This is a genomic window from Streptomyces sp. NPDC085932 (genome assembly GCF_044540525.1).
GTDB lineage: Bacteria > Actinomycetota > Actinomycetes > Streptomycetales > Streptomycetaceae > Streptomyces > Streptomyces levis.
In genome coordinates this window covers 916,639-933,119 of sequence record NZ_JBITSJ010000001.1, presented here as the reverse complement: position 1 = coordinate 933,119, position 16,481 = coordinate 916,639, and the positions used below count along the sequence as shown (strand labels likewise).

The following is a 16,481-nucleotide window of genomic DNA, read 5'->3' as shown; positions in this document are numbered from 1 at the left end:
GCTAGGAGAGTCCGGCGGCGACGGCCTTCTCGGTGGCGGCCCGGACGGCGGCCTCCTGCCCGGGCAGCAGCGGCACCCGGGGCGGGCGGCAGGGGCCGCCGTGACGGCCGACGATGTCCATGGACAGCTTGATGGCCTGGACGAACTCCACCCGCGAGTCCCAGCGCAGCAGCGGGTGCAACTGCCGGTACAGCGGCAGGGCGGTGTCGAGGTCTCCGGCGACGGCCGCGCGGTACAGCTCGGCCGAGGCCCGGGGCAGCGCGTTGGGATATCCCGCCACCCAGCCCTTGGCGCCGGCGACGGCCAGTTCCAGCAGGACGTCGTCCGCGCCGATCAGCAGGTCGAGTTCGGGGGCGAGTTCGGCGATCCGGTAGGCCCGGCGGACATCGCCGGAGAACTCCTTCACCCCCTGGATCAAGCCCTCGCCGTGCAGCCGGGCGAGCAGTTCCGGCACGAGGTCGACCTTGGTGTCGACCGGGTTGTTGTACGCGACGACCGGCAGGCCCGCCTGCGCCACCTCGGCGTAGTGGGCGAGGACGGCGCGCTCGTCGGCGCGGTAGGCGTTGGGCGGCAGCAGCATCACGGCCCGGCAGCCGGCCTCGGCGGCCTGCTCGGCCCAGCGCCGCGCCTCGGCGGAGCCGTAGGCGGCGACGCCGGGCATGACGCGCTCCCCGCCGATCGCCGCGACCGCCGTCCGGACGACCCGGGCGCGCTCCTCCGGGGTGAGCACCTGGTACTCGCCGAGGGAGCCGTTCGGCACGACGCCGTCGCAGCCGTTCTCGACCAGCCAGGCGCAGTGCTCGGCGTACCGGTCGAGGTCCACGGACAGGTCGTCGCGCAGCGGGAGCGCGGTGGCGACGAGGACGCCGCGCCAGGGGCGGTGGTCGGTCATGACAGTCCCTCCTGGGGATCGTGCCGGGCGAGGACGCCGAGCGGTACGGGGCGGGCGAACGGCCGCCGGGCCGGGCCGGGCGCGCGTCCGGCGAGGCCGGCGACCGCGGTGGAGCACATCCGGCCCTGGCACCAGCCCATCCCGGCCCGGGTCAGCAGCTTCACCGTCCGTTCGTCGCCGGCCCCGAGGTCCAGGGCGGCGCGCACGGCCCCGGCGGTGACCTCCTCGCAGCGGCAGACCACGGTGTCGTCGGTGAGCTGCCCGGCCCAGTGCGCGGGCGGCGCGCAGGCGGAGTCGAGGGCGGCGGCGGATCTCCCGAGCCGTGTACGGGCCTTCAGCGCGGCGGGGGCCGGGTCGGGGGCGGTGCCGCGCAGCCGGGCGGCGGCGGAGCAGCCGGCGATGTGTCCCTCGGCGAGGGCGAGGGCGGCGCCGCCGATGCCGGTGGCCTCCCCGGCCGCCCACACGCCGGGCACGTCGGTGCGCTGCTCGTCGTCGACGGCCACGGCGAGGCCGTCGAGACGGCAGCCGAGGCTCTCGGCGAGGTCGGTGTGCGGGAGCATGCCGTGGCCGACGGCGAGGGTGTCGCACGCCAGGTCCCGCTCGGTGCCGGACCGGACGTGGCCGTCGGGGCCGAGGGCGGCGACCGTCACCCCGGTGACCCGGTCGTCGCCGTGGGCGCGGACGACGGTGTGGCGGGGCAGGACGGGCACGCGGTGGCGCAGGAGCCGGGCGGCGTACCCGGCGCCCTCCGGCAGCTTCCCGGCCAGGGCCCGGCCGTGGCGGACGAGGCGCCCGGGGGCCGTGGACTCCACCAGTGCGGCGACCTCGACCCCGGCGGCCGCGAGGCCGGTGGCCACGGGCAGCAGGAGCGGCCCGGACCCGGCGACGACCGCCCGGTTCCCCGGCGCCACGAGGCTGCCCTTGAGCATGGCCTGGGCTCCCCCGGCGGTGACGACGCCCGGGAGGGTCCAGCCGGGGAAGGGCAGCACCGTCTCGTAGCCGCCGGTGGCCAGGAGCACGGCCGGGGCGCGCACCTCGGCCGGCTCCTCCTGACCGGGCCCGGTCAGCGCGTGCACGGTGAAGCCGTCCGGCGTGCGCTCCACGCACCACACGTGGTGGTCCGTCAGGGTGCGCACGGAGCCGGCGGCGAGTCCGTCCCGCAGCCGCTCCCAGGTCCGCCACCGGTGGTGCAGCGCCTCGGGCCGCCGGGCCCCGAGACCGGCGGCGGGCTGCCGGTGAAACTGACCGCCGGGTGCGGGCGCCGCGTCGACGAGCACGACCCGCACGCCACGCGCGGACGCCGCGAGCGCGGCGGCGAGCCCGGCCGGCCCGGCCCCGATCACGACGAACTCGGCACGCACGAGTCACCCCTCCCGTGGCGCCGGCCGCTGGTGGGGTGACCGGGCCGCGCATCCGCCGCCGCGTACGGGCCGCCGGTGCCGAGGCCGTCCGGCGCCCGCGTGCACTCGGCCTCGACCCCGTCGGTTGCGGCCGGGGCGGGCCGCGTCACCCGGGCCCGGCCGGACGCCGGCCGGGCGGGTGGGAGGCCGCCCGTACGGCCGGAGCCGCTCACGTCGAGGTCAGTGCCCACCGCTCGCCCCCTCGTGTCCTGTGCCGTCCTGCGTGGTGATCGCGTCCCCCGGCCGGGCCGGCACCACGCACGCCCGTTGGTTGGGGCGGTCGTTGACGGTGACCAGGCAGTCGAAGCAGACGCCGATGCCGCAGAACACCCCGCGCGGGCGGCCCTCGCCGCGTGTGGCGCGCCAGGAGGTGACGCCCGCCGCCCACAGCACGGCGGCGACCGTCTGCCCGGGCAGCGCCTCGACCGGCCGTCCGTCGAAGGTGACCGTGAAGGCGGGTCCGGGGCGCGCCCTCGCCAGTTCCAGCGGATTCACACGGCCTCCTCGGAGAAGCGGTCGGGCCGGAACGGTCGGGGGTCCAGGCCGGGCGCCTGCCCGGTCAGCAGCGCGGCGATCAGCTGCCCGGTGCCGGTGGCCAGTCCGATGCCCGCGCCCTCGTGGCCGCAGGCGTGGAACAGGCCGGGCGCCCGGGGGTCGGGGCCGATCGCGGGCAGGTGGTCCGGCAGGTAGGGCCGGAACCCGGCATAGGTGCGGACGGCCCGCACTGCGGTGAGAAACGGGAACAGCCGGGTCGCACCCGCCGCGAGCGCGCGCAGGGCCGGGAGCGAGAGCGTGCGGTCGAAGCCGACCCGTTCGCGGCTGGCGCCGATGAGGACGGGCCCGGCGGGCGTTCCCTCCACCACGGGTGAGGTCTGCAGCTCCGCCGCGTCGCTCGCCACGTCGGCCACGTAGTCGGCGGCGTAGACCTTGTGCCGGATCCGGGGCGGCAGCGGCTCGGTGACCAGGACGAAGCCGCGCCGCGGCAGCACCGGCAGCGACACGCCGGCCCGGGCCGCCACCTCGCCGCCCCAGGTGCCGGCCGCGTTGACGACCGCCGGGGCGTGCAGGTCGCCCCGGTCCGTGCGCACTCCGCGCACCGCACCGCCCGGGCCGCGCAGCACCCCGGTCACCTCCCGGCCGGTGCACAGCCGGGCGCCCGAGGCGCGCAGCAGGTGTGCCGCCGCCAGGGCGGGCATCACCTGGGCGTCCTGCGGGTAGTGCATGCCGCCGGCCAGGCCGGGAGCCAGATACGGCTCCAGTTCGGTGAGCCGGTCGGCGGGCACGGCCTCCGCCTCGACTCCGGCCGCGCGCTGCCCGGCGGCGAGTTCCTCGAGACCGGCCCGGGCCGCGTCCGTGCCGGCGACGACGACTCCGCCCTTGGCCTCGTACTCGACAACCTCGCCCAGTCCCTCCGCGGCCAGTTCGGCCCACAGACGGGCGGAGAGGAGGGCCAGGTCGAGCTCGGGGCCGGGTTCCTTGTCGGAGACGAGGAGGTTCCCCTCCCCCGCGCCAGTCGTCCCACCGGCCACCGGGCCCCGGTCCACCACGACGGTGCCGAGACCGGCCCGGGCCGCGTACAGCGCGCAGGCGGCGCCGACGACTCCGGCACCGATCACCACGACATCGCAGGTCAGCGGCTTGCTCACGCCAGTACTATGTCACACACCACAACATCCGGGAAGAGGGCGGCACCCACTGCCGGACACCCGGGAAGGGCCGGCCGCGGCCGGACGCCCCTGGGGCGAGGGCCGCGGAGCGGTCCGCCCGCCGGGACGGCCCTCGGCGGCGAGAGGCGGTGCAGCGGCCAGTCGGCCGCCGGGGCGATCCCGCGGGCGAGGGGCGGGAGCCGGTCAGTCGGAGGCCGGGACGATCCTCAGGTGGGACGTGGTGCGGCGTGGCCTGCGGTCGCGGGACGGGGTGCGACGGGCCTCACGCAGGACGAACGTGAGCCGGGTGCAGCCCAGTTCCTCCAGGGTCCGGGACGACTCGACGACGATCCGGCAGTCGGTGGCGCCCCAGCGCGGGTCCGGGTGCAGCAGCGGACGTACGGCGCCGTCGATCTCGACGGCCTCCTCGCCGACCGCGCGGATCCAGTGCGGCAGGCCGTGCCGGTAGGCGGCCTCCATGATCGGGTCCTGGGCGATCTCCCGGCGGATGGCCTGCAGGCCGTGGTCGGGGCCGTGGCTCTCCGCCGTGCGCGCGAAGTGCGCGAGCATCGGCAGGCACCAGCTCGCCTCGTGTTCGCCGAGCACCGTGGGCGCGTCCGGGTGGAAGAGCACGAACCGGAGGAAGTTGCCGTCCGGCATGGCCGTGGGGTGCGGGCCCACCCCGCCGAAAAGTGACCGGAAGGCGCTGTTGGTGAGGACGACGTCCCAGGCGTGGTCGACGACGAGCGAGGGGAAGGAGACGGCTTCCAGAAGCCCGGCGCAGTCGTCCAGGTAGGCCTGGGCCTCTGGATTCTCGGGGACGGGCCGCGGTGCCGGCCGCTGCCCTCCTGCCTGAAATGCCATCGGGAGGTCACCCCTCTTGCCTGTGCGGCCCTGACGCGGCGCCCCGATCCTGGTGCCCAGGGCTGAGGCGTGTCAACTATCGTGGCATTTCGTGCCTGTTGACGGCTGAAATTGGCCACAGTTGTGGCGAGACCTGGATGTGAGTTCGAGGCACCGGCTACGCTCCGGGAAGTTCACGCCGGGTAAGTCACGGCATCCGCTTGTGAGAAGCCTGTGAGAGACGTAGGAGAATCGTCGGTGACGGGTGGCTTCGTCGAGGGTCCGGGCGCCACGCGTACGGCCGTGCTACCGGCCGTCGTCTCCCGTGTCACCGCGCTCGCCGACCGGCTCGGCGTGCCCCATGCCGAGGTCTTCGACACCGGGCGGCTGTCCGTGGCATCCGGCGTCCCGGAGCCGGTGGTCAAGGCCCTGCTCGGTGGCCGGCCCGCCGGTGAGCCCGATGTGCAGGCCCGGTTCCTGCAGCGTCTGGACCTGTTGCGCCGCACCCGCCTCAAGCCCAACGGCCGCAAGTACACGCAGCAGGAGATCGCCGACGGCGCGGGCATGTCCCGGCAGCAGGCCGGCGCCCTGATCAACGGGGACCGCCGGCCGACCATGGAGCACTGCGACGCCCTCCAGCGGTTCTTCCGGGTGCACGCCGGTTTCCTCACGGCGGAGGATCCCGAGGCGCTGGTCAGCGCCCTCCAGCACACCGAGCAGGAACTGCTGCAGAAGCTCGCCGACCGGGAGCGGGAGGCGGCAGCGGCGGCGGACGACCCGCTGGAGCGGCTGCTGCAGGACCACGGCGTGCGCGGCATCGCCTGGCGGGCCGCACAGCTGCCCACCGACCAGCACCGCGACAAGGTCGCCGAGTGGCTGGACATGCTCCTGGAGAGCGTCAAGCGGCCCGAGTCGTGACCGTGGGGAGAACTGTGGGCATCGGTAGGGAAATGCGCCGCCTGTGCGGCGAGCTGGTCGCGGAGCTGACCCTCCCCGCGCCGGCACGGCCCGACGAGCTGTACGCCGCGCTGTGCGGCGCCATGAGCAGACGCCGGGGCCGCCCCGTCCACTTCCGTACGGCCGCCTTCCCGCCCGGGACCGCCAGCGGCCTCTGGCTCGACATGGCCGAGCAGGACCTCGTCGTGATCGAGGAACGCACGGCTCCCGACCACCAGTTGGTGATCCTGGGCCACGAGCTGTGGCACATGAAGGCCGGGCACTGCTCCCACCACGTCGAGGGCGCGGCCGTCGCGGCCCGGTTGCTCGACGAGGGCGCCGACCTCCAGGCGACGGTGCTGAAGGTCGCCGCGCGCACGCGCTTCGATCTCGACGACGAGAAGGAGGCCGAGAGCTTCGGCCTGCTGCTCGCCAGCAAGTGCCGGGCGTGGCTGTCGGGTTCGGCGTCGCGCGGGCCGGTGCAGCGGGACCATCTGGCGGGGCGGATCGAGGCGTCGCTGGGTTACCGGGGGCCGCAGAGCTGACCCGCCCCCGTGCGCCGAGCGGGCGAACCGGCGGGCGGCGGGGCCGGATTGTCAGTGGTGGACGGCAAGCTGGAGGTGCGCCCCCGGCTGTGCGGGGCGTGCGCGCCGCGAGGCGCGGGGAGCGACGACGCCGACACGGGGAGAGCCGACCGATGCCCACCGCCGTACTGACCGACCGTGAGCGCACCGCCGTCCAGGCCTATCTGCGGCTGCTGCACACCGTCCGCGCCGCCTTCGACCGGGAGGCGGGCCCCCCGGTCGTCCCGCCCGCCGTCCTGGCCGACGCGGAACAGGCCCTGCGGCGGGCCGGCCTGACGGGCAACGAGGAGGCGTTCTTCCGCCTGCTGGAGAGCTGGTGTCCGGAGCCGGGGCCCTGAGCCGAGGGCCGGGTCCGGCGGACGGGCGGGGCCGGGCCCGGGCCAGGCCCCGCCGGTGTCCGGGATGAGCAGGGGACGGCAGGAACGGACAGGGGGTGAGCGGGGCCCCGGCGCCCGGCTCGGCAACGGGCCCGCGGCTCAGGGATGCGGCATGCGGCTCATGGATGCGGCACGCCGACCGCCGTCGCGACCAGCCCCCGGCCCGTGGTCCAGCGGCCGTCGAAGCGGTCGAGGCGATGGCCGCCGACCAGCGGCCCGGGGACGAGGAGGCGGGCGGTGAAGCCGCCGTCCGCACCGATCTCGATGTCGGCCTCCATGAAGTCCAGCCACTTCCCGGTGAGCGGGAACCACGCCTTGTAGACGGATTCCTTCGCGCTGAACAGCAGCCGGTCCCAGTGGACGCCGGGGCGCTCCGCCGCGAGCCGCCGCAGCCGTTCCGCCTCGGCCGGCAGGGCCACCGCCGCCAGCACCCCCTCGGGCAGCGGCGCGTCGGTCTCCGCGTCGATGCCGAGCGAGGCCAGGTCGCCGGCACGGACCAGGGAGGCGGCGCAGTAGCCGTCGCTGTGGGTCATGCTGCCGGCCACCCCCTCCGGCCAGCCGGGGGCGCCGCGCTCGCCGGGCAGGATCGGCTGCGGCGGCACGCCGAGCTTCTCCATGGCGCGCCGGGCACAGGAGCGGACGACGGCGAACTCCCGCTGCCGCTTGGGCACCGCCCGCGCCACGAGCGCCGCCTCCTCCGGGTACAGCGGGGTGTCCGGGCCGTCGTGGCCGTACGCCTCGACCGTCACCACGGTCTCGGGCAGCAGTTCCTCGATCACCGCTCCTCGCCCTCCCCAGGCAGGATGCGCCGCAGCCGGCCCGGCGGCCCGGTCCGCTTGCGCCACTCGCGTGGATAGCCCACCGAGACCTCCTCGAAGCGCACGCCGTCGTGGAACGTGGTCCGGGGGATGTGCAGATGGCCGTAGACCATGGTGCGCACCGGGAATCTGCGGTGCCAGTCGGCCGTCAGGGCGGTCCCGCACCACATGGCGAACTCGGGGTGCCACAGGACGTCCATCGGATGCCGGTGCAGCGGATAGTGGTTGACGGGGATCACCGGCAGGTCGCCGGGCAGCTCGGCGAGCCTGCGTGCGCTCTCCGTGACGCGGGCCCGGCACCAGGCCTCCCGGCTCGGGTACGGATCGGGGTGCAGCAGGTACTCGTCGGTGCAGACGATCCCGGTGCCGTGCGCGTACTCCAGGCCCTGCTCCTTGGTGGCGCAGCCGGCCGGCAGGAACGAGTAGTCGTACAGCAGGAACAGCGGGGCGATCGCCACGGGACCGCCGGGGCCCCGCCAGACGGGATAGGGGTCCTCCGGTGTGGTCACGCCCAGTTCCCGGCACAGCTCGACCAGGTACTCGTAACGGGCGACGCCGCGCAGGGTGACCGCGTCCCTCGGATGGGTCCACAGCTCGTGGTTCCCGGGCACCCAGACGACCTTGCGGAAGCGGGCCGCGAGCGTCTTGAGCGTCCAGCGGATGTCGGCCACGGTCTCCGCGACGTCGCCGGCGACGAGCAGCCAGTCGTCGTCCGACCCGGGGCGCATCTCCTCGACGAGGGCGCGGTTCTCCGGGTAGCCGATGTGCAGATCGCTGATGGCCAGCAGCTGTCCGGCTCCCCCGGCCGTCGACGTCACCTCTCGCCCCTTCCGCGCTCCCCGCACGCCACCCCCACGAGATCACATCGACGCGCCGGGGACAAGGCCGGCCCGGGAGCGGTGCCGCGGATTTCCGTAACACGCGCGTTGCACGGAACGGCCCGCCGAAGCCGTATGATCTGCCCCAACACCACCGCTACGAACTTCCCTTTCTCAGGGGCGGTTTGGTGTCCCTCCATTCATCCTGCCCGGGCACGGGCCGCTGCGCCGTGCCCGCGAACCGTGAAAGGCGGCCTGCATGGTCTCTCGCGTACGCGTCTGGCTCAACCGCACGTACGCGGAGAACGTGTTCTTCATGGATCAGCTGCGGAGAAATCCCAGCGACCGGGCGGTCGAGATCCACGCCACCCACGGTGATCCCGACTCGCCCGTGCTGGCCGCCGCCGACACCGCCGAGCTCGAACCCGAGGGCCTGTCCCCGGCCGGTTACGTGGAGTACGCGCTGGACCAGTGCGCCCGGCGCGGGATCGACGTGTTCGTGCCCCGGCTGCACCAGTCGGCGATCGTGGCGCACCGCGCCGAGTTCGAGGCGGCCGGTACGGCGGTGCTGGCGCCGCCGCCCGAGGCGGTGGCGGTGTTCCAGGACAAGGTGATCGCCTATGAGGCGGTCCAGGCCATCGGGGTGCCGGTGCCGCCGTGGTGGCGGGTCCGGTCGGCCGACGAACTCGTCGCGGCGGTCGAGGAGTTGGAGGGCGCCGGACACAAGGCGTGCTTCAAGCCGGCGTCCGGCGCGGGCGGGGTGGGCTTCCGGGTGATCACCCGCTCGCCGTTCTCGATGGTGCAGTTGAACGGGTTCCCGAGCCCGTACGTGCCGCTGGACCTGGTGCTGGAGGCGCTGCGGCGGGCCGAGGAGCCGGTCGACTGGCTGGTGATGCCCCGGCTGGAGCAGCCGGAGGTGTCGGTGGACTGCCTGACCGGACCGGACAACCGCATCCGCATGGCCATCGGCCGCACCAAGAACGGCCGCCGGCGCGGCTTCACCCTGCACGAGCAGTGGCTGGACCCGGCCCGCCGGATCGCCGAGGGCTTCGGTCTGCACCACCTGTCCAACATCCAGTTCCGGATGTTCGGCGACCGGCCGGTCCTGATGGACGTCAACACGCGTCCGGCCGGCGGCCTGCACCAGCTGTCCCTGTGCGGTGTCAACGCCCCCTGGGCGGCCGTGCAGCTGGCGCTGGGCGAGGACCCGGGCGAGGTGGTGCCGCCGTTCCTCGGCCAGGACTACACGGTGGTGTCGGGGCCGCGTCCGCTGCGGCCGGTGTCGCTGCCGCAGCAGCGCCCGGAGGCGTCCGAGCCGCTTGCGGCGGTGCCCGCCCCGGCGGGGCCGGTCGTCGACGCGGCCGGGACGCCGCCCCTTCAGGACCTCGCCGCGAGCGTCCCGCGCCCCACGGGGCTGCCCACCTAGCGGCCGCGGACCGCCCCCGCCTCCGGTGCGGCGTCAGAAACGGCCCGCGCCCCGGTACAGCTCCAGTTCTCCGTCCAGTTCGACGGCCAGCACGGTGGCGTGCGGGTCGAGGTCGGCCGCGCCGGGGGGCTGGATCCAGAGGACGCCGGGGGTCTCGTGGAGACCGCCGGTGACCTCGTGGGCGAGTTCCGTGCCGCTGCCCACGACCGAGACGCGGCGCACCCCGCTGAGCAGACCGCGGACGCCGAGCGCCGCGCGCGGCGCGTCGAAGAGGGTGAGGTAGAGGGTGCGGCGGTCCTTGGAGAGCGTGCTCGGACCGTGGTGGTGGCCGGGCGGCAGGCCCCGTTCGGTGCCGTACACGGCCTCGGCGTGCCGGGCGATCCAGTCGCCGAGGCCCTCCAGCCGCTGCCGCTGCTCGGGCGTGATCGTGCCGTCCTCGCGCGGGCCGACGCTGAGGAGCAGGTTGCCTCCGCCGCCGATGGTCTCGGTGAAGTAGCGGATCAGCTGGTCGACCGACTTGTGGTGGTGGTCGTGGTGCTGGTGGCCCCAGGAGTCGTTGATCGTCAGGCACAGCTCCCACGGCCCGTCCGGCGGGACGACCGGGGCGCCCTGTTCCGGGGTGGCGTAGTCGCCCTCGCCGAGCATGCGGGCGTTGAAGACGACGTCCGGCACCTCGGAGCGGACGAGGGCGGCCAGCTCGCGGATGCGCCACTGCTCCTCGCTGCGGTCCCACTCGCCGTCGAACCACATCAGGTCCGGCTTGTAGCGGCTGGTGAGCTCCCGTATCTGGCCGTCGCGGTAGGCGAGATACCGCTCCCAGGCGGCCAGGTCCTCGTCCTCGGCGGCGACCTCCGAGTAGCGGTTGTCCTCCAGTTCCGGCGGGCGGCCGGGCTTGCGAGTGGAGGCGTAGTCGGGGTGGCTCCAGTCGGAGTGCGAGTAGTAGAGGCCCACCTTGAGCCCCTGCTCGCGCAGGGCCTCGGCGTAGCCGCCGATCAGGTCGCGACCGACGTTCAGATCGCCGTGGGCGGTGTCCCACAGGGCGACCCCGTCGTGGTGGCGGCTGGTGAGCACGGCGTACTTCGCGCCGGCCCGCGCGAACAGCTCCGCCCAGTCGCGCGGGTCGTAGCGGGCGGCCGTGAACCGGTCCAGCTGGGACATGTACCGGTCGTAGGGGACGATGTCGTCGTAGAACGACCAGGACTCCTGGACGCCGTCGACGGCGTAGATGCCCCAGTGGACGAAGATGCCGAGCTTGGCGTCGGTGAACCACGGTTGCATGGCCATACCGATCAGCCCCTGCGCAGACGGAGCGTGAGGATCTGGAACGGCCGCAGCGCGACGGCGACACCGTCGCCGGTGAGGTCCGCGTCCTGAAGCGGGCGCTCCAGCAGGTCGGTGATCTGCGCGCCGGCCGGCGGGAACCCGGTGCGCAGGACGCCGGTGGCGCGGCCGCCGCGGGACTCGTAGAGCCGGACGACGACGTCGCCGGAGGTGTCGTCGGCGAGCTTGACGGCCTCCACGGTGACGCCCTCGCCCTCGACGGAGACGACGGGCCGCGGGGCGCCGGCCGCGTCGGCCACCCGGAGCGGGAGGTTGAGGGCGTAGCCCTCGGCGACGGCGTCCTCGATGCGGGCGCCGGGCAGCAGCGCGTAGGTGAAGCGGTGGCGGCCCTGGTCGGCCTCGGGGTCCGGGATGCGCGGGGCGCGGACCAGACTGAGGCGGACGGTGGTCGTGGTGCCGCCGTCCTCGCGGACCGTGCGGGAGACGTCGTGGCCGTAGGTGGAGTCGTTGATGACGGCGACCCCGTAGCCGGGTTCGCCGATGTGCACCCAGCGGTGGCCGGAGACCTCGAAGCGGGCCGCCTCCCAGCTGGTGTTGGTGTGGGTGGGGCGCTGGACGTGGCCGAACTGGATCTCGGCGGAGGAGTGCGCGGCGCGGATGTCGACCGGGAAGGCCGCCTTGAGGATCTTCTCCGTCTCGTGCCAGTCGATGTCCGTCTCGATGTCGATGCGGGGGCTGCCGGCGCGGAGGGTGATCGTCTGGGTGATCCTCGAACCCTTGCCGAAGTCCCGCTCGACGCGGATGGCGCCGAGGAGCGGGTCCTGTTCGACGACGGTGACGGAGGAGGCGTCGAGGAGGTCCGTGTAGCGGTTCTTGTAGTGCTTGTCGATGTCCCAGGCGTCCCAGTAGTTGGGCAGGTCGGTGTGCAGGCGCAGCAGGTTGCCCGGCTCGGCCAGCACCTCGCGGCCGGCGCGCAGGTCGTACACCGACGCCAGGGTGCCGTCCTCGGCGACCTCGACGCGGACCAGTCCGTTGGCGAGGGTCCGGCCGTCCACCGTCACGGGGTGCGGGGGCCGGGCGTCGCCGAGGGGCGCTGAGCCGTTCGCGGGCACTTGCACGTACACCGGTGCGCCGTCGGCGGTGCGGATCACTTCGGCCCGGTCGCAGGGGCCGGCGTTGAACACGCGCGGTCCGCCGGCGCCGAGCGCGGCCAGCGCCTCGGCGGTCAGCGCGTGCAGTGCCTCGGCCACGCGCGCGTACTCGGCCTCCGCCTCGCGGTGCACCCAGGCGATGGAGGAGCCGGGCAGGATGTCGTGGAACTGGTGCAGCAGCACCGTCTTCCACAGCCGGTCCAGCTTCTCGTACGGGTAGGCGTAACCCGGCGCGTGCAGGGCGGCCGTGGTCGCCCACAGCTCGGCCTCGCGCAGCAGGTGTTCGGAGCGGCGGTTGCCCTGCTTGGTGCGGGCCTGGGAGGTGTAGGTGGCGCGGTGCAGCTCCAGGTAGAGCTCGCCGACCCACACGGGCGCGTCCGGGTACTCCGCGCGGGCCTTGGCGAAGAAGTCGTCGGGGTGTTCGACGACGACCTTGGCGGAGCCCTCCAGGTTTGCCAGCCGGCGGGCGCGTTCCATGATCTCTCGGGTGGGGCCGCCCCCGCCGTCGCCCCAGCCGAAGGGGGCCAGGGAGCGGGAGGCGCCGCCCTTCTCCTGGTAGTTGCGGACCGCGCGGGACATCTCCTCGCCGCTGAAACGGGCGTTGTAGGTGTCGACCGGCGGGAAGTGCGTGAAGATGCGGGTGCCGTCGATGCCCTCCCACCAGAAGGTGTGGTGGGGGAAGGTGTTGGTCTGGTTCCAGGAGATCTTCTGGGTGAGGAACCACTCGTTGCCGGCGAGCTTGGCGATCTGCGGGTAGGCCGCGTTGTAGCCGAAGGAGTCCGGCAGCCAGACCCCCTTGGTCTCGATGCCGAAGTGGTCCATGAAGAACCGCTTGCCGTGCACGAACTGGCGGGCGACGGCCTCGCCGCCGGGCAGGTTGCCGTCGGACTCGACCCACATGCCGCCGACCGGCGCCCACTGGCCCTTCTTCACCGCCTCCTGGATGCGGGCCCAGACCTTGGGGTAGTGGTCGCGCACCCACTCGTACTGCTGCGCCTGCGAGCAGGCGAAGATGAAATCCTCGTACTCGTCGGCGAGGGACGTGACGTTGGAGAAGGTGCGGGACGTCTTGCGCTTGGTCTCGCGGATCGGCCAGAGCCAGGCGGAGTCGATGTGGGCGTGGCCGACGCCGGAGACGGTGTGCGCGCTGGCGTGCGCGGGCCTGGACAGCACCGGCTTCAGCGCCTCGCGCACGGCGGCGGCCGAGCCGGAGACGTCGTCCAGGTCGAGCAGGTCCATCGCCCGGTCGAGCGCGTGCGCGATCTCGTGCCGGCGCGGGTCGTGCGCGCCGAGCTCCAGCATCAGCTCGCGCAGCACCTGGACGTCGAGGTCGAGGTGCCAGACCTCCTCGTCCAGGACGGCGATGTCGGCGCTGCGGAAGGTGTACAGGGGCGCGTCGCCCGCGGTGCGCTTGTCGCCGAGCGGGGTGGGCTTCGCGAAGTTGTCGGCGAGGATGTCCGGGTTGGAGGCGGCCTCGACGAGGTAGTCGACCGTCTCGCCGCCCTGCGCGGGGTGGGCGATCGCCACGTACTGGTTGAGCGGGTTGACGGCCTTGAGCGGGGTGCCGTCGGTGCGGTGGACCAGGGCCTCGGCCTGGTTGCCGGGCCAGTCGCCGGTGAAGCCGAGGTCGATCACCGCCTCGACGCGCCGTCCGGCCCACGCCTCGGGCACCTGTCCGCGCATGCGGAACCAGGTGGTGCCCCAGGGCGGGCCCCACGGGGTGCCCGTCGCGAACGGCTCGTAGGACGCGGCGGCCGCCTCCTCGAAGGGCACCGGTTCGCCCGGGGCCTGCCAGGCCTCGACCTGGAAGGGGACGGTGGCCGCGTAGATCGCGGTCTTGATGCGCTGGTCGTGGAGGCGCTGCACGCGCTCTTCGATCCGGCGGCTTTCGTCGTGCATGGGAGTGTCTCCAGGAAGCGGGAAGAGCGGGCGGGAAAGCGCTTACCGAGCGGCGCTCACCTAAGGTACGCGAGGCCGGGATGGACCTGGGTGTAGCCCTCGACCAGCCGCCGGGCCACGCCCACGGAGTCGACGAGCGGGTGCAGGGCGAAGGCCTTCACGGCCGTGGCACGGGAGCCGGACTCGGCGGCGGCCAGCACCTCGCGCTCCACGGCCTTGACCGCGCAGACCAGGCCGGTGGCGTGATCGGGCAGCGGGTCGACGGTGACGGGGTGGGCGCCGCCCGCGTCGACCAGGCAGGGCACCTCGATGACGGCGTCCGTGTCCAGGACGGACAGCGTGTGCCGGTTGCGGACGTTGAGGATCAGGGTCGTGCGCTCGTTGCGGGCGATGGCCCGCATGAGGGCGAGGGCCACCTTCTCGTAGCCGCCGGACAGGTCGTCCTCGTCGCGTTCGCCGGCGCCCGCACTCTCGCGGTTCTCGGCCATGTAGGTGGCCTCGCGCTCGGCGCGGGTGTCGTCCCAGACCTTCCACGCGGACGCGCCGGGGTTGCGCATCTCGGCGTAGAAACGGGCCTGCTGGTCGTACAGGAAGGCGCCGCGGGTCTTCTCGGCCTGCTGGTAGGCGCGGACGGCCTCGCGGTTGAAGTAGTAGTAGTGCAGGTACTCGTTGGGGATCGCGCCGAGGGACCGGAGCCAGTCGGCGCCGAAGAGCTTGCCCTCCTCGAACGAGCCGAGCAGGTCGGGGTCGGCGAGCAGGCGCGGCAGCTCGTCCCGGCCGGCGACGCGCAGACCGCGCACCCAGCCGAGGTGGTTGAGGCCGACGTAGTCGATCCACGCCTCCTGGGGGTTCGCGCCGAGCACGCGGGCGATGCGGCGGCCGAGGCCGACCGGGGAGTCGCAGATGCCGATGACGCGTTCGCCGAGGTGGCGGGACATGGCCTCGGTGACCAGGCCGGCGGGGTTGGTGAAGTTGATGACCCAGGCGTCGGGCGCGAGCCGGGCCACCCGCCGGGCGATGTCGACGGCGACCGGGACCGTGCGCAGGCCGTAGGCGATGCCGCCGGCGCCGACCGTCTCCTGGCCGAGGACACCCTCGGCCAGGGCCACGCGCTCGTCGTTCGCCCGGCCCTCCAGGCCGCCGACGCGGATCGCGGAGAACACGAAGTCGGTGCCGCGCAGGGCCTCGTCCAGGTCCGTGGTGGCGGAGACCTGGGGCGCGTCGGGGACGCCGGCCGCCTGCTCGGCGAGGACCCGGGTCACCGCCGACAGCCGTGCGGCGTCCAGATCGTGCAGGACGACTCGGGTCACCCGGCCCTCCGCGCGGTCCTTCAGGAGCGCCCCGTACACCAGCGGCACGCGGAATCCGCCGCCGCCCAGGATCGTCAGTTTCACCGGGTTCCTCCGACTCCGTCGGCTGCGCGCGGCGCACCGGCACAACCGGGTCCGTGCCGCCTCGTTCGCTGTGCTTCGTCCCGGGTCCGCTCCGGCCCGGCGGTCGAGGGTGTGCGACCTCGCTGTGCGCCGCGGGGCCGGGCCGCCCGCCGGGGCAGCCCTTCCGCCACGGACGGGTAGGGGTTCACGTCGAGACCCTTCCCACCACGACGACCTCGACGCCCGCCTCCTCCAGGGAGGCCCGGGTGGCCGCATCCGGCGGCTCGTTCGTCACCACCACGTCCAGGTCCTCGGGGCCGCAGACCTTCGCCATGCCGTGCCCGGGGAACTTCGCCGCGTCGGCGAGCAGCACGACCTTCTCCCCGGCCCGGATCATGGCGCGCTTGACCGGCACCTCGACGACCGTGGTGTCCATGACCTGCCCGCCGGGCCGCACGCCGCTGGTGCCGAGGAAGAGCCAGTCGGCGTGCAGCTGGCGCAGGTTGTCCTCGGTGAGGAAGCCGACCAGGGAGCGGTACTCGCGGCGGACCATGCCGCCGAGCAGGACCAGCTCGATGCCCTCGTCGTCGGCGAGTTCCTCGTAGACCACGAGGTTGCTGGTGATGACGGTGAGGCGGCGGCCGTGCAGCTGCCGGGCCAGGCGGTAGGCGGTGGTGCCGATGTCGAGCAGCACCGACTGGCCGTCGCCGATCATCGCCGCGGCGCGCTCCGCTATGGCGTCCTTCTCGGCGACGCGCACCTCGGCGACCTCGGCGAAGGGCTGGTCGCCCTCCTCGACCACGGCGCCGCCGTGGACCCGGGTCAGCAGGCCGTCCTCCTCCAGTTTCACCAGGTCACGCCGGATGGTGGCCGGGCTCACGCCCAGTTGCTCGGAGAGGTCGGTCACAGCTGCGGGGCCGCCTGAGCGCAGGGCCCGCAGGATGAGTTGGTGTCGTCGTTCTGCCAGCACGCCGTGCACATTACTCGTCATCTTCAATCATCGCCATGCTTATTTCTGCTCGGGTATTGACCAATGT

Annotated in this window: 15 protein-coding genes; 4 read left to right on the top strand and 11 right to left on the bottom strand. The window is 74.0% G+C overall.

Annotation, left to right across the window (positions count from 1 at the left end; translation table 11 throughout):
* Position 1: 1 nt before the first annotated feature.
* The 5 genes from ACIGAQ_RS03690 to ACIGAQ_RS03670 form a co-directional block, all read right to left on the bottom strand.
* Positions 2-892: a dihydrodipicolinate synthase family protein gene (locus ACIGAQ_RS03690; RefSeq protein ID WP_311681128.1), complete on the bottom strand. Its 891-nt coding sequence runs from the start codon at positions 890-892 to the stop codon at positions 2-4.
* On the bottom strand, positions 889-2,253 hold the full coding sequence (locus ACIGAQ_RS03685) for an FAD-dependent oxidoreductase (protein WP_399778878.1): 1,365 nt from the start codon (positions 2,251-2,253) through the stop codon (positions 889-891). The genes ACIGAQ_RS03690 and ACIGAQ_RS03685 overlap by 4 nt, the downstream gene beginning before the upstream one ends.
* Before the next feature lie 219 nt (positions 2,254-2,472).
* On the bottom strand, positions 2,473-2,787 hold the full coding sequence (locus ACIGAQ_RS03680; protein ID WP_362279153.1) for a (2Fe-2S)-binding protein: 315 nt from the start codon (positions 2,785-2,787) through the stop codon (positions 2,473-2,475).
* The gene (locus tag ACIGAQ_RS03675) at positions 2,784-3,938 is read right to left on the bottom strand and encodes an FAD-dependent oxidoreductase (protein WP_362279154.1); all 1,155 of its coding nucleotides are present in this window, start codon (positions 3,936-3,938) and stop codon (positions 2,784-2,786) included. The genes ACIGAQ_RS03680 and ACIGAQ_RS03675 overlap by 4 nt, the downstream gene beginning before the upstream one ends.
* Before the next feature lie 204 nt (positions 3,939-4,142).
* Positions 4,143-4,802, bottom strand: a complete 660-nt coding sequence (locus tag ACIGAQ_RS03670) for a hypothetical protein (protein ID WP_362279155.1) — start codon at positions 4,800-4,802, stop codon at positions 4,143-4,145.
* A 237-nt stretch (positions 4,803-5,039) separates the two neighbouring features.
* Here ACIGAQ_RS03670 and ACIGAQ_RS03665 point away from each other — a divergent pair, with 237 nt between their 5' ends.
* From ACIGAQ_RS03665 to ACIGAQ_RS03655, 3 genes are all read left to right on the top strand, one after another.
* Positions 5,040-5,699 carry a helix-turn-helix transcriptional regulator gene (locus ACIGAQ_RS03665; protein ID WP_362279156.1) on the top strand — a complete coding sequence of 220 codons (660 nt, stop codon included), beginning with the start codon at positions 5,040-5,042 and terminating at the stop codon, positions 5,697-5,699.
* Between the two features lie 32 nt (positions 5,700-5,731).
* The gene (locus ACIGAQ_RS03660) at positions 5,732-6,262 is read left to right on the top strand and encodes a toxin-antitoxin system, toxin component (protein WP_311681194.1); all 531 of its coding nucleotides are present in this window, start codon (positions 5,732-5,734) and stop codon (positions 6,260-6,262) included.
* Between the two features lie 152 nt (positions 6,263-6,414).
* Entirely contained in the window at positions 6,415-6,639 is a 225-nt protein-coding gene (locus ACIGAQ_RS03655; protein WP_311681122.1) for a hypothetical protein, read from the top strand.
* A 158-nt stretch (positions 6,640-6,797) separates the two neighbouring features.
* Here the strand turns inward: ACIGAQ_RS03655 and ACIGAQ_RS03650 are convergent, their stop codons facing one another.
* Together ACIGAQ_RS03650 and ACIGAQ_RS03645 are read right to left on the bottom strand one after the other, a co-directional pair.
* The gene (locus ACIGAQ_RS03650) at positions 6,798-7,457 is read right to left on the bottom strand and encodes a 4'-phosphopantetheinyl transferase superfamily protein (protein WP_362279157.1); all 660 of its coding nucleotides are present in this window, start codon (positions 7,455-7,457) and stop codon (positions 6,798-6,800) included.
* Entirely contained in the window at positions 7,454-8,314 is an 861-nt protein-coding gene (locus ACIGAQ_RS03645; protein ID WP_399778875.1) for a metallophosphoesterase family protein, read from the bottom strand. Before ACIGAQ_RS03645 ends, ACIGAQ_RS03650 begins: the two co-directional genes overlap by 4 nt.
* Before the next feature lie 259 nt (positions 8,315-8,573).
* Between ACIGAQ_RS03645 and ACIGAQ_RS03640 the strand changes: the two genes are divergently transcribed.
* On the top strand, positions 8,574-9,740 hold the full coding sequence (locus ACIGAQ_RS03640; protein ID WP_399778873.1) for an ATP-grasp domain-containing protein: 1,167 nt from the start codon (positions 8,574-8,576) through the stop codon (positions 9,738-9,740).
* A gap of 33 nt (positions 9,741-9,773) precedes the next feature.
* Here ACIGAQ_RS03640 and ACIGAQ_RS03635 read toward each other — a convergent pair whose 3' ends face one another.
* The 4 genes from ACIGAQ_RS03635 to ACIGAQ_RS03620 all read right to left on the bottom strand — a co-directional run bounded on the left by ACIGAQ_RS03635 (position 9,774) and on the right by ACIGAQ_RS03620 (position 16,414).
* Entirely contained in the window at positions 9,774-11,024 is a 1,251-nt protein-coding gene (locus tag ACIGAQ_RS03635) for an alpha-L-fucosidase (RefSeq protein WP_399778871.1), read from the bottom strand.
* A gap of 5 nt (positions 11,025-11,029) precedes the next feature.
* Positions 11,030-14,071, bottom strand: coding sequence for an alpha-mannosidase (locus ACIGAQ_RS03630; protein WP_399778869.1), 3,042 nt, complete (start codon positions 14,069-14,071; stop codon positions 11,030-11,032).
* Positions 14,072-14,127: 56 nt separating this feature from the next.
* Entirely contained in the window at positions 14,128-15,465 is a 1,338-nt protein-coding gene (locus ACIGAQ_RS03625; RefSeq protein ID WP_399778867.1) for a 6-phospho-beta-glucosidase, read from the bottom strand.
* A gap of 184 nt (positions 15,466-15,649) precedes the next feature.
* A complete protein-coding gene (locus ACIGAQ_RS03620; protein WP_311681114.1) occupies positions 15,650-16,414 on the bottom strand; it encodes a DeoR/GlpR family DNA-binding transcription regulator in 765 nt (254 codons plus the stop codon).
* Positions 16,415-16,481 lie beyond the last annotated feature (67 nt).